Genomic DNA, 13,731 nt, shown 5'->3' with positions numbered 1-13,731 from the left:
ATGCAAAAAGGATAAGTTAAATAGCTTATCCTTTTTTTGTTGAACTGGTTTTATCTTAGGCTTATTTAAGAGCTTATAGGCTAGCAATCGCTTCTTTGATAAGCGTCTCACCATTTTGCATGTTAAAGACTTTTTTATTGGTGTTATCCGCATTTAGTACCGCAACTAAAGTCGCTGCGACATCTTCGATAGCGTTTTCACCGGCTTCATCTTTATCGATAGCAATTTTACCTGTACCTGCTCGCTCTTTTAGCGCGCCTGCTTGCACTATAGTATAGTCAAGGCTGCTATCATCAACTAACCACTGATCAGCATAGTGCTTACCGATATAATAGCCTTTTAGATCTTTAATACCTTCATTATCCCACTTGCTCGTGTCCAACGAGAACACGGTACTAAGCATGATGTAGCGCTTAATGCCTTTATCTTGCACCGCTTGCATCGTTTTTACCGCGCCATGCAAGTCTACTTCTAATATCTCTTTACCGCCGGAACCTGCCACAAAGTATACGGCTTCTATACCATCCTCTAGCTGCTGCTGGATGTTATCTTTATCAGCCATGATATCTAAATCTAGCTGAGAGTAATTGTCATCAGAGAACAGTTTTTCATCTTGACGAGTCGTACCGATGACTTGATGATTCTCGGCTAACAGTTGTTTGACTAAATCACTACCGACACGGCCGCTGGCACCTATCACTAAAATTTTCATATACAGTCCTATTATTATTGATTGATTTTCTTAAAATCTTGCATTCTACTTTCAATGTTTAAGTATCCTAAGTTCAAGTATTTTAAGAAACTAAAACTAGCATAACAAAAATAGCTAATGTCTTGGGTTAGCTTAGGTGCCTATTGCATAGTGTTTAGTAGCAGAGTGTATACGCTTTGCAAAACAAGCAAGTAATGTAAAAACTCGCTCTAAGTTTTAGCGCACTAAACGATTAAGGCCATCGGCAAAGGCTTTTTTATCGCGCTCGCCATAAGGCTTTTGACCGCTCATTTCTTGTAGCTCCAGTACCCCCGTACCGCGCATGGTATCCATAAAGTCGCGCATGTTGAGCTTTTGCTTGATGTTGTTTTTATCATAAACTATGCCGCGCGGGGTCAAAACCATCCCGCCTTTTTCTAGTATGTCGTTAGCTAAAGGAATGTCACTAGTGATAGCCAAATCGCCTACTTGAATCTGCTCAACGATATAGTCATCGGCTTTATCAAAGCCATGCGGCACTACTGTCATCAGTAGCAGCGGTGATTTTCGCAGCTTAATGGGCTGATTGGCGACAAATATCGCCATGGTTTTCGTGCGCTCAGCGGTCTTGATAATCAAGTCTTTAGCAATGATCGGCACCGCATCGGCATCCACCCAGATCTGCATTATTTTTTGACCTTAGGGTTAGTTTCTTTAGTTATAGGACTGCTATCAGCATCACTAGGCTCACTAGCTTCTGACGTTGTTTGTGTCTTATCAGCGCTTATAGCGCCTGCCTCTAAGCTTGATTCTTTAGTTTTAGCGGCTAAGTCTGTGGTTTTATCTAGACCGACGTTGTTAGGTAGCACCGCGACTAGCTTAGCTAAGGCAGGATCCAGATCAGCCACATCGTTCGGCATTAGGGTAATGTGCGCAATTTTACGGTCTTCACGCTCTTCTTTATGGTAGCTATGATAATGCGCCCCATCGATAGCTAGTACGTCCTTGATGTTAGGGTATTGTCCCAAGACATTAACCATAATCGCTGGATGAATATTATCAGTATCGCCCAACGGCAAACCAACAACCGCACGGATATGATTCTCAAACTGGCTAGTAATCGCGCCCTCGATGCTCCAGTGTCCGGAGTTGTGCACCCGCGGAGCGATTTCGTTGGCTAGCAGATGGTCGTGACCTTGCGCGTCTTTACTGACGAAGAGCTCGAGCGCCATGACTCCCACATAATCGAGATGATTCATCAGCGTAGTCATAGCAGCCTTTGCCTTAGGAAATAAGTGGCTCGTGCCGACAGCTGGCGCCCGAGTCTTGGCCAATATACCGTGATGATGGTGGTTTTCCACTAGCTCATAACAGCGCACCTCTCCCTCTTGTCCGCGCGCTGCAATGATAGAAACCTCGCGGCTAAAGTGGATAAAGCCCTCAGCGATCAGCGGTGCGGGCGTAGCCGTCAGACTACCTTTGCCAGATACCGCATCTTTTAGAGCTTGCCAAGCCGCCTTAATGTCGCTGTCCTCTTTAATGACATATTGACCTTTGCCATCATAACCGCCGCGACTGGTTTTAAGGACGATAGGCAGCCCTAAGTCTTGGCAAGCTTGCTGTAGCTCTACTAATGACTGGACCGCCATGAACGGCACTGTGGCGATATCCAGCTCATTGAACATCTGCTTTTCTTTTAGGCGATCTTGCGCGACATCTAGAGCAATAGGAGGCGGGAACATGCCTTTGCTTTTGCCTGATTTTGCGAGAGTAGCGAGCCTCTGCACCGTTTCTGCCGGCGTGTTTTCAAACTCTAAGGTAAAAACGTCAGCAGCAGCGATAAAGTCCTCTAGCTGCTCGCTATGATAGACCGTACCGTAAAGGCTAGCAGGGCAAGCGGCGTTGTCCTCCAGAAAAACACACTGATAACCAAGTGGCAGAGCAGCTTCAGCGAGCATCATGCCGAGCTGGCCACCACCTAAGATACCGATGGTACGAATAGTTTGAGAAGTAGGATAGGCATTAGCGGTGGTCATAACAGGCTCTTTAATTTGGCAGTAGGTACAGTGAGTACAGTGGGTTTAAATTTTCTAACTATTTAAAGTGAGTTATTTAGCTCAGAGTAGGAATAAGAAAAGGTGCGCTATCGTTATAGGCACCTTAGGTTTAGTTAAACGCATCTGATAATAAATATCAAGTGAAACGACTGAAAAAGCAACTTTTCAAATAGTTAATTGTTTTTAGGCAGGCGTTTTATTAACGATTTATCGTAAAGATTAGCTATTAATGATACCAGGCGTTGGGCTAGCTAGAATGGTCTGTGTTTGCTGCTGTCTGAGCTCATGTAGTTTATTAGCGATAGCCTCATCATGCAGTGCTAGTATCTGAATAGCTAATAACGCGGCATTGTAAGCGCCAGCGGTACCGATGGCTAAAGTGCCGACTGCAACGCCTTTTGGCATTTGTACGATAGAGAGCAAGCTATCCCAGCCGCTGAGCATAGAGGATTTCACCGGTACACCCAATACGGGTAGGGACGTTTGACTGGCGCACATACCAGGCAAGTGCGCCGCACCGCCTGCGCCTGCAATGATAACTTGTAAGCCTTGGTCTTTGGCACTTTTGGCATAGTCAAATAATCTATCTGGCGTACGATGAGCGGAGACTACTTCACAAGCGAAGGCAATATCGAAATCCGCTAATAGCTGTGCGGCCGCACTCATGGTCGACCAATCAGACTGCGAACCCATAATAATACCAACTTTAGGCTGACCGGCTGGGGAGTCAATAGGGCTTGGTTGATCGCTAGATGGTATGCTCATGATGCAATATCCTCAAAAAGCCCATCATACAAAAGTTTCCCTACTGACGTAAAGACAAGTTTTTATAATAAGCTGGCAGATATAAGTGATAAGATTCTCTACTCTATGAATGCTAATAAACTTGGCTATGGATCATAAGTCATCTACTCATGACGATATTGCACAAAATTAGCATTATCTAACGGCAATGGCTGCTTAGTATCGAGCTGATAACAAGTCAAGTAGCCACTATCGACTGCGGCTGAATAATCGATACAGACCACTTGCGGACTCAGCAGCTGCGGCTCACCAGTTAGCCAGTAGTGACCTACAAATATAGGCTTGTCGGTCTTTAATGCAAAGTCGATATTTTCAGCTAGCGCATCTTTTGGAATTTGCGCCAAGCCTGATTTGGGGGCTCGCGCTACTTCATGAAGAGTCTTTTTGTTGAGCTCATCTAGCCACCACTGTACTCGTACTCGCGAGCGTTCAGTGCCTTCTTTATCGACCATCACTAAACCATCAGGCAACGGCGTTTCCACTCCTTTTAATACCCGCTCTAAGGCGTCAAAATGTAAACTAGGCTGCTGCGAGGTCATGACTAACGCTTTTTTGGTTAAGCAATTATCAGCTGTCAGCAAGGGCTTGAGTACCGCCATACTATCGACATCCCAGCAAGCATGGACAAAACAGGCGTAATCAGTCTCAAGCCAAAGCGGAATCTCATAGAGGCGCTCAAGCCAATAGCGGTGGCTTACAGAGTCAAACGGCGCTTCTGCTAAGAACGCCTCATGCTGGCGAGTATGCAGCTCAGTATGCGAGCGCAAATAGTGACCTTCGTTATGGGGATCAAGAGTGGCAAAAGCTAGCGCATTGTATTCATGATTACCCATAACGGCATCAGCGACATCGGCATCGAGCATCGCAAAGACAATCTCTAGCGTCTGTAGTTGCTGCGAGCCGCGGTCAATCAAATCACCGATGAATAAGGCTCGATGATTGGCAGGCGGTACATAATACTTACCGTTATGCACATAGCCCAACTGAGTCAATAACCCAGTGAGTTTATCTGCATAACCATGAATATCACCAATAATATCTATAATCATAACGGCTAATCTAATTTATCTGTCATTCAATTAAACAAGTCTACTGTAAGTGGTTTGCTTAAAAAGTAGCTTACGATAAAATAACTCACACCCAAATGCTTTATTCTAAAAGCCAGGCGAGAGGAGAGCGTTAATAAAGTGGGGTAGTATCCGCGGTTCTAAGATGATAGTTGCAACTACCCCAAAAGCGCCGCCCCACATGTGTGCCATGTGATTGATATTGGAGCCACCACGCTTATTGGCATAAATACTATAAGTCACATAAGCCACTGCAAACAAGATAGCAGGGATAGGCACGATAGCAAATAAGTAAATCATATCCCATGGCGCTAACAAAATGTAGGCAAATAGTACCGCAGACACCCCGCCCGAAGCTCCTAGACTTAGATAACTGGCGCTGTTTTTATTTTTAAGGTAGCTTGGTATCATCGCCACTATAATAGCGAGGATATAAAAAGCGATAAACCCAAAGCCCCCTAAAAAGGGTTGATATAAACCCTCAATGGCGCGCCCAAAAAAGTACAAGGTAAACATGTTGAATAACAAATGCATGCTATCTGCATGAATGAAACCGTGAGTGACAAAGCGGTCCCATTGACCATCGCTGATTGCTGGTGGATAAAAAATAAGCCGATTAAACAGGGCTTTGTTTTGCCAAGCTAATAAGCTGACAATCACCGTAACGAAGATAATAAGAGTGGTATGATTTAGCAAAACACAATCCTTAGGCAACGCCTGATGGATAAAAATATGAGTAAGTGTCAGATACACGACACTAAAAATCAATACCAAAATGGCTAAGCAAAAAACGATTAGAGACCAAAAAATTATGCTTTAATAATAAGTAAATGATAACCACTGACATCGGCTTATTAAGGCTAATCAGCATAACTTATGTCATAAAGTATATAGTCGTCAGCACATAAAACAAACTCATCATTTATCATAAAAGCGCAGTAAATCTTTCTTGTTTTTTTTAATTCGTTCTAGCTATCATTAATATATACATCATTTTAAGGTCTTTAATGCTAAAGGACAATTATCTGTCAGTTGAATTTACATAGCTATACAAATTATATTTTATAAGCAAGACACAATAGTATCACAACGATATAGCAATGATATCTTAGTGGTTTCTAAATTAAACGTTTATCACTATTTTCTTAATTCTAGTAAAGATGACTTTATGACTATTATCGAACAGCTTGAGCAGAGTGTCAGCCTGCCGCTTCTAGGAGCGGAGCATAATATTGCTCATATCAGTCTTTTAGAGCAATTTTATGCACTACTGATTGTGCGTTTGGCCCTACCTAAGGTTTATACTCAGCTATTACAAGCTCCTCCTCCTCTTACCGCGCAGGCTGAACCCTTAACCTCAGCAATATCGACAGCTGCTGAACTATCAACAGCGAATACAGCAGCTAGCTCCTTGTTCAGTCAGTTGTGGCAAGACCCAGAAAAGCGCGAGCTCATTATCGATGAATTAGCTGTGACCCATCACCTTGATAAGAGGGCTACGGCAGCACTAATCACTAGCGCGAGCGCCTTGGCTTATCATGAGCTAAAAATACTAGCGGATGGCCAGTTTTTACCGGCGTTTTTACAGCAGCAGCAATCAGGGATTCGTTATTATTTGCCGGTTTGGGCAGAATCAGTACTGATAGACAGTGACTCTGTTTCGGCTTTGGATGGGAGTTCAGATTCTGTTAGCCTTCGTAGTGACTTAAACTCTGATGAAGTTGCTATAACGACAGAAGCTGGCAAGCCCATGTCTACAATGGCTAAAGTAGTTACTAGTAATCCAAACGACGCAGCACCGCATGCTGCCATTGTTGATAGCGCTCATAGCCACAGCCATAGTCAATTTAGGCGTACTCGCAGGCGTAATAATAAACATGACTTATGGTGGCGTTTATTATTAATAGTCGCCGCGATAACCGCTTTGGCACTAGTATGGGTATTGATGATTCAGCCTAACTATATCAGCACAACCCCTACAGATGAGCCAGTAAGCGTAGAGCCGGACATGGTAATCACTGATCCTGAACCAGTCGCTGCGGTGCTGACGCCAGCTGAGCTACTGATCGCTGTTGATAATGGTGGCCGCCTTTATACTTGTAACGGCATCGCTGGCAGTGCAACTCTACAAGACGCGCTGAGCCAAGCATTAGTGAGGAGCTTTGGTGAGCAAGCGAGTATTTGTGAGGTGCAGCTAAAATCAGGCGTTGCTGATAGCCTTACTGCTATTGATATCGAGCTGCTACCGAGTCTTTTTACCTTGTTGAAATCTGCACCATTTGCGCGATTACAATTACAGAATGACATTATCACCATAGAGTCGCCTGATGAGAGTTTGTCACAGCGTTTGCTAACCGATATGCGTGCTTTGGCGCCCACTGCTAACCTAACGACTAATGCTAGTTTTAGTGCTATAGAAAGTCCGACACCACCAAGCGAGCAGGAAGCATTATTAGCCAATAATTTTGAATGGCAAAATGAAGCGCAGGACAATGGCAGTTTCAGTAACAACAACGCTAATCCCAATGCCAATAATGCGAACAATGCCAATAATAATGTCAGTAGCAACATAAACAATAATGCAAATAACAGCACTTATAATGGTATTAATCCTACTCTAGATACTAACCCTATAGCTAATACTGGAACGATAAGCGGTATGTCTACAGCAGAAGTAGACGACCTAGCCAATAGCGTCGTCGTTGCTGAACGTTTAGATAACGAATCTCGAGTTGAATCGAGTATAGGCGCTAACTGATAGTGAGACTTATTTTAGTCGTTACAATGTAAACTAATTCCGCTAAATGGTCACCAAAGTTACGCGTCATACTTGAAACATTACCTATTGTATCATTTGTACAACAGCGCATTTATTGTGATATATAGGCTCCCACTCCTATACTGTCTTTAGTAAAACTAAATAGCCATACCGTAATATTCCACATTGTTACTCAAGATACTGATATTGAGAAATGCTGATATTAAGACTATTACCAACATGATAGATAGTAATACGATAGTGATGAATAGTAATACGATAAATTTCAAGGACAGTTGGCTTAATAAAGATTAGCTTAATAAAGATAAGTTAGACCATATAATTTTTATAAATTAAATCATAATAATTGGAGAGAGCTTCTTATGGATATCATCAGTCATTTAACCCGCACGGTTACTCCAGCAGTACTTGGGGATGATAACGACCCTGCAAAAAGAAACCTACTAGAGCAGTTCTATGCTATCTTTGCCGCGCGCTTAGCAGACAAGGACACTTATGGGCGTTTTGCTAACGAAAACATCGCTCAAGATGACCAAGGTTTCTACGATAGAGTGTGGACGGACGGTAGCCACCGTGACCAAATCTCTCGTGAGCTAGCAGCTCAACATAATGTCGATGCGACAGCGTCGCGTGGTCTAGTTGCTATGGCAGCACCACTAGCTTTTCATGAAATCAAAAGCTTAGCAGGTACTACCCCTGTACCACAGTTTTTGAATGATAATTTATCTACTTATCAGCATCATATTCCGGCATGGGCGGCAGGGGTTATTCCTGCCGGCATGATTGCTAATGCCCCGGCTGGCGAGCGTATCTCTAACACCACAAGCACTGCGCCCCTAGTTCGTGAAGAGGAGAAAAGTGGTAGCTTTATGAAAGCGCTGCTACCTATTATCGGTCTGATTATATTAGGTGCTCTAGCCTGGGCGCTACTTAGAGGGTGTCAAGAAGACCCAGCTCCAGTAGCTACGCCAGTGGCGACTGAAGAGGTGGTGACCGATGAGCAAACCGTCGTCGCTGCTGATATTGAGCCGGCCTCACTGACGTTAGCTACCGGTGAAGCGAACACGCTATATGCTTGCCGCATGAACGTAGGTGATGAAGCGCTACAAACTAACGTGATGAATGCGCTATCTAATGCTTTTGGTACTGAGGCTGACAAGTGCCGCGCTGATGTTGATGATAGCTTTGCAGCTGACATGCCAGCCGCCGCGCAATTGTCTTCGATATTGCCTATTTTCCAAAGCGTACCAGACGCTAATATGATTATCAAAGGTGATGAGATTATCGTTAACGCCGCAGATGCAGGGGTACTCGATCAGTTAGTCAATGACTTGCAAGCTGCAGCTCCTGGAATGACAGTGAGCGCCGAAGGTCCGCTAGATCTACAAGGTGAGATTGATAATAGCTTAGTGGCTACTGATACCGCGATGAATAATCTTGGCGAAAACCCAGATCCAAGAGATGTGGCTCGCGCCCTAAGCTTACAGGTTATTAACTTTGAGCTTGATAAAGCGATCATTCCTGATGCGAACAAGCCTTATCTTGATCGAGCTGCCCAACTGATCACAGAAACTCCAGATGTAGAGCTGATGATTATTGGCCATACGGATAAACTAGCCTCTAACGCTTATAATATGAAACTGTCACAAGAACGCGCTAATGCTGTAAAAGAGTATTTAGTCTCTAAAGGGGTAGATGCCAGTAAGCTTATGACTAAAGGCATGGGCGAGACTGATCCTATCGCGACAAATGCTACTGAGCAAGGTCGCTTCCGTAACCGCCGTATCGAATTTAGTGTTTATGATGAGAGCATGGGCGCTGATGCTGATGGTATCGTAGTTGGTGATATGACAGATCCTGATCTAAACCCATTAGATGCTAATAACGACGATATTACGGTAGATGGTGATGATCGTATGTTGAATTCAGATGGTACGATGGCAGATCCGGATCTAAACCCGTTAGACAATAATAATGATGATGTATTGCCAGATGGTGATGATCCAAGCCAAGGAACTAGTCTAGATCCTAATGCTCAGTAAACGGACATTGGTAACTGTCTATCAATAGCTATATACAGTATTAAGCGTATAAAAATAAGAAAACTGCATCTTTAAAAGGTGCAGTTTTTTTATGTTCTGATAAAGGTTTCAAAATTAACACTCAGCTTTATTTGCACAAGTTTTATTTATAATCAGTAGGGTCTCTTAAATCGCTCAAGTTATTAGGGTTGTCTAAATTATTACTATCCTGCATTTGGCTACCATCTGCGCTTGGCGTTTGTATATTAAAAAAAGTTTGCATAACATTGTGTCTAGCTTGTTGCCAATGCTCAAACTGCTGGCAAGTAGAGTTCAAATCTCCTCGCCATTCAGGAATCTGGCCGCACATCGTCTTAAGACGTTGCTGATCAGGGTAGGGTAAGTCTTGTGCTGCTTTTGCCGCTTCGTGCGCTGCTACTCGGTCGTTACAGACCAAAGCAATATCGCAGCCAGCATTGATCGCAGCGCGCACTCGATCGCTGACATCGCCTGCGGCCTGCGCGCCTGCCATCGATAAATCATCGGAGAATAACACACCATCAAACTTTAGTTGATCGCGAATGATGTCCTTCAACCAAACCTTAGAAAACCCTGCAGGTCTATTATCTACCTGAGAGAAGATCACATGCGCCGGCATCAAGGCATCGAGCCAAGGTAGAGTCTGAGCAAAGGGCTGCATATCATGACTCATAATCTCATCGAGGGAGCGTGTGTCGATAGCTTCAGTAACGTGTGAATCTGGGGCAACTCCGCCGTGACCTGGAAAATGCTTGCCGGTCGTTGCCATACCTGCTGCGCGCATTCCGCGCATAAACTGGGTCGCTAAGGCGGTGATAACTTGCGGGTCTTTGTGGAAGCTGCGATCACCGATAACTTCACTCACACTATTAGTATCTAACACCGGGGCAAAGCTCAAATCGATACCAACGGCTAAGACTTCAGCGGCCATCAAGTAGCCACAATCATAGGCACCGCTTAGCGCTTCGCTAGGACTTTGATCAAATAATTCGCCTAGCCTCCCCATTGCCGGTAGTGGTGTAAAGCCATCACGCAGTCTTGCGACTCGGCCGCCCTCTTGGTCAACGCCGATCAAGATATCAGGATTATAATAGCGTATGTCATCGCATAGCTGTCGTACTTGCGCTGCATCAACGACATTACGAGCGAACAAAATAATCCCGCCTACCTGAGCTTGTTCAATCAAGCTAACATCATCAGCTGTTAATACACTGCTACCAACATCTGTCATTATTACGCCGTACATACTTTGCTCTCCAAACTGCTTTTTAAAGTAGTATTCATCGCTATATCACTTATTGTAAACTCAGTCTTTTGAGACTTATGCTGAATTTAATTCCTACGTTCGCTGGTTTAAGTGATATAAGTTAAGTGGTATATATTAAGTTGTATATATAAGTGTAAAGGTTAAGTGTGAGACCATTATGCCAGTAATCATCCTACAGTTATAACTTAACCACTCAGTTAATCTCACCACAATGTTTATAAATGAGTATATAAATATAATAGAAAGTTTGCCCATACAGATTGAGACAGCGCAGGTCAATAAATCATGATAATATTGATTGATTTTTGATAATAAACTGATGGTAGTGGTCGGTGAATTGGTAGCCACAAGTCGTTCAAAAATAGTCTCTGTCAGTTCCATAAATGAATGCTATACAGTCCCTCAGATACCCCCTAAGACAACTAGGTAGATATGATGAAAAAACAACCCGCACAATGGTTATTAAGTATTGCCTCAATTGGCGTGGTCGGCGCTATTATGACGCAAAGCTACGGTACGGCAGTGGCAAACACTGATACTGGAAGTTTCGTACAAACCCCTGAGCAAAAAATCACCACTAGACAAGTGGCCGCTTTATTAGATCGCAGTCATTATCTAAATCAGCCGCTCGACACTCAGATGGGTAGCGATATCTTAGATATGTATATCGATAGCTTAGACCCGAACCATACGCTATTTTTGCAAGCTGATGTTGATGAGTTTAAGAAAAAATATGCTGATGATTTTGGTAATCGTCTTAAGCGCGGAGACTTGTCAGCCGGGGTTGATGTATTTGAGCGCTATCGCAAGCGCTCTAATGAGTATTTTGAGATGGCCAAAAAGATGCTCAAAACTGATATTGATTTGACCAGTGATGAGACGATTATTCTTGACCGTGAAGAGCTGCCTCATTTCACAAGCAAAAAAGCTCAGCGCGATTATTGGGCGCGTCAGTTGAAGTTTCAGCTAATGAGTATTACTTTAGGTCAAGAAAGTGAAAAGGCGAAAGAAAAAGTCTTCTTAGATGATCCTGATATTACTCTTGGTCAAGATTTGGTTCGTGATGATCAGCGCACGCCAAGCGAGATCTTACTCAATCGCTTATCGAGACAACAAGGCCAAATGGAGCGTCTCAAAGATGACCAGATCATGGAGACTATCTTAAATACCGCGATGCTCACTTATGATCCGCACAGCAATTATTATGCCCCAATTCAAGCCAACGAGCTACAAATTCAATCAAGCCTGCAACTAGAAGGTATCGGCGTCTCTATTCGCCCTGATCGCAAAAATCCAGATTATACTCGCATTGTTACTTTAGTCGATGGGGGCCCTGCTGCCAAAACAGGACAAATCAAGCCAAACGATTTGATTATCGGTATCGCTGAAGACGGCAAAACTATGACCGACGTGGTCGGTTGGTCCACTCGCGAGATCGTAAGTCTCATTCGTGGTAAGCGCGGTACGTCGGTCACCCTAAAGCTGCGTCAGCCAAACACCCCTGATGCTAGTGCCCGTACCATCACGGTAGTACGAGATATTATCCAACAAGAAGAGTCGGGAGTGACTCAGCGCGTCGTTGAGGTACCATATGCTAGTGGCGCGAAGGATAGTAATGCTGTACTAAAACGTATCGGTGTACTGGAAATACCAAGCTTTTATTTAAACTATAGAGCGCGCCGTAATGGCGAGGATTACCGTAGCGTCAGCATCGATACCGAAAATGCTATCAAGGAGCTCAATAAGCAAAATATCGATGGCTTAGTCATTGATTTACGTAACGATCCAGGCGGATCTTTAGACGAAGTCGCTAAGATGCTTGGGCTGTTTATCAAAAGTGGGCCTTTGGTTCAGATCCGTGATAACCGCGGCAACATCCAAGTCTATCGCGATGATGATGGTGGCAAGCAGCTCTACGATGGCAAGCTGGTGGTTATTACCAACTTAGCCTCAGCCTCAGCGAGTGAGATCTTTGCCGCAGCGATTCAGGATTACGGCCGCGGCTTGGTCGTTGGTAGCACTACTACCGGTAAAGGCTCAGCGCAGATTCAGTTAGATAGTCTCGCATTAGGATCAGCGACTTTGACTCAGCGTAAGTTTTACCGTATCACCGGCGGTAGTACGCAGAATAAAGGCGTAGTACCAGATGTTGAGCTCGTCAATATCTATGATGATGCCACTTTTGGTGAGCGCGCGCAAAAGAATGCGCTACCATGGGATACTATCAAGACCGCCCCGTATAAACCTGAAGGTAAGTTTAGCACTGATACGCTAACCACCTTGAATCAGCAATCCAGAATTCGTCAAGAAAAAAATCCTCAATTTGTCTACTTATCTACGCTTAATGATATTCGAGACATGGATGACGAGAAAAAACCTATCGCCCTAGACATTGACAAGCGTCGCGCTAAGATGAAACTGATTGAGCAGCGCTCCTTAGAAGCTGAGAATAGAAGACAAATAGCGACTGGCTCTAGCCCTTATGCTAACTGGAACACCTATCAAGCAGCGATGGATGCGAAGTTTGAAGAGCGTAGTAAAATGAAAGAAAGTGAGCGTCCAGAGCTGCCAGAAGACGAGGTGTATATCTTTGAAGCGGCGCGTCTCATGTTAGACGCTGAGCCCACTGTTGTAGCTAGTCCAGCGGAGAGTTTATAAGCCCATCTCTATCATGTAAGCATATGCTTACATGCGTTGACGCTTAGACGTCTTACTTATTATCGTCTAATTTGCGATTATAGTGTCACTGCACAGTTTGTTGATACTGTTTATTTACACTAGGGATTGGTGTTATAAGATAGATGGTTTATGAATTGCGTCAGGGATGGACTGCTGATCAAGGAAGATAGGGCCATAAGCCTGAATAGCGATATATCTCGGGATTAGATATGACGTTATATTAACAAGGATGTTAAGTAATAAAGACTGTATAGTGCTCGTCACTATGCAGTCTTTTTACGTTTGGATAAAGCTAGATCCTTAAATAGAATCTACAAAGAAAAAGAG

10 protein-coding genes are annotated in these 13,731 nt (G+C 43.9%); 3 read left to right on the top strand and 7 right to left on the bottom strand.

The window, feature by feature from the left end; all coding sequences use genetic code 11:
- Positions 1-73: 73 nt before the first annotated feature.
- From ACS8E3_RS00565 to ACS8E3_RS00540, 6 genes are all read right to left on the bottom strand, one after another.
- Entirely contained in the window at positions 74-712 is a 639-nt protein-coding gene (locus ACS8E3_RS00565) for an NAD(P)H-binding protein (RefSeq protein WP_439240131.1), read from the bottom strand.
- A 216-nt stretch (positions 713-928) separates the two neighbouring features.
- Entirely contained in the window at positions 929-1,378 is a 450-nt protein-coding gene (locus ACS8E3_RS00560; protein ID WP_439240129.1) for a YaiI/YqxD family protein, read from the bottom strand.
- Positions 1,378-2,727: a 5-(carboxyamino)imidazole ribonucleotide synthase gene (locus ACS8E3_RS00555; RefSeq protein ID WP_439240127.1), complete on the bottom strand. Its 1,350-nt coding sequence runs from the start codon at positions 2,725-2,727 to the stop codon at positions 1,378-1,380. The genes ACS8E3_RS00560 and ACS8E3_RS00555 overlap by 1 nt, the downstream gene beginning before the upstream one ends.
- Positions 2,728-2,967: 240 nt before the next feature.
- A complete protein-coding gene (gene purE, locus ACS8E3_RS00550) occupies positions 2,968-3,513 on the bottom strand; it encodes a 5-(carboxyamino)imidazole ribonucleotide mutase (protein WP_439240125.1) in 546 nt (181 codons plus the stop codon).
- 143 nt (positions 3,514-3,656) lie between these two features.
- Positions 3,657-4,601, bottom strand: coding sequence for a metallophosphoesterase (locus ACS8E3_RS00545; RefSeq protein ID WP_439240123.1), 945 nt, complete (start codon positions 4,599-4,601; stop codon positions 3,657-3,659).
- Between the two features lie 105 nt (positions 4,602-4,706).
- The gene (locus tag ACS8E3_RS00540) at positions 4,707-5,315 is read right to left on the bottom strand and encodes a rhomboid family intramembrane serine protease (RefSeq protein WP_439240120.1); all 609 of its coding nucleotides are present in this window, start codon (positions 5,313-5,315) and stop codon (positions 4,707-4,709) included.
- A 472-nt stretch (positions 5,316-5,787) separates the two neighbouring features.
- Between ACS8E3_RS00540 and ACS8E3_RS00535 the strand changes: the two genes are divergently transcribed.
- Entirely contained in the window at positions 5,788-7,377 is a 1,590-nt protein-coding gene (locus ACS8E3_RS00535; RefSeq protein ID WP_439240118.1) for a hypothetical protein, read from the top strand.
- Positions 7,378-7,760: 383 nt separating this feature from the next.
- The gene (locus ACS8E3_RS00530) at positions 7,761-9,440 is read left to right on the top strand and encodes an OmpA family protein (RefSeq protein WP_439240116.1); all 1,680 of its coding nucleotides are present in this window, start codon (positions 7,761-7,763) and stop codon (positions 9,438-9,440) included.
- A 142-nt stretch (positions 9,441-9,582) separates the two neighbouring features.
- Here ACS8E3_RS00530 and nagZ read toward each other — a convergent pair whose 3' ends face one another.
- Positions 9,583-10,704, bottom strand: a complete 1,122-nt coding sequence (gene nagZ, locus ACS8E3_RS00525; RefSeq protein WP_439240114.1) for a beta-N-acetylhexosaminidase — start codon at positions 10,702-10,704, stop codon at positions 9,583-9,585.
- Between the two features lie 456 nt (positions 10,705-11,160).
- Between nagZ and ACS8E3_RS00520 the strand changes: the two genes are divergently transcribed.
- The gene (locus tag ACS8E3_RS00520) at positions 11,161-13,383 is read left to right on the top strand and encodes a carboxy terminal-processing peptidase (RefSeq protein ID WP_439240112.1); all 2,223 of its coding nucleotides are present in this window, start codon (positions 11,161-11,163) and stop codon (positions 13,381-13,383) included.
- Positions 13,384-13,731: the final 348 nt, after the last annotated feature.

The sequence above is a fragment of the Psychrobacter sp. 2Y5 genome (assembly GCF_051847375.1).
In the GTDB taxonomy this organism is placed as follows: Bacteria; Pseudomonadota; Gammaproteobacteria; order Pseudomonadales; family Moraxellaceae; genus Psychrobacter.
This window is presented reverse-complemented; position numbering and strand designations above follow the sequence as displayed.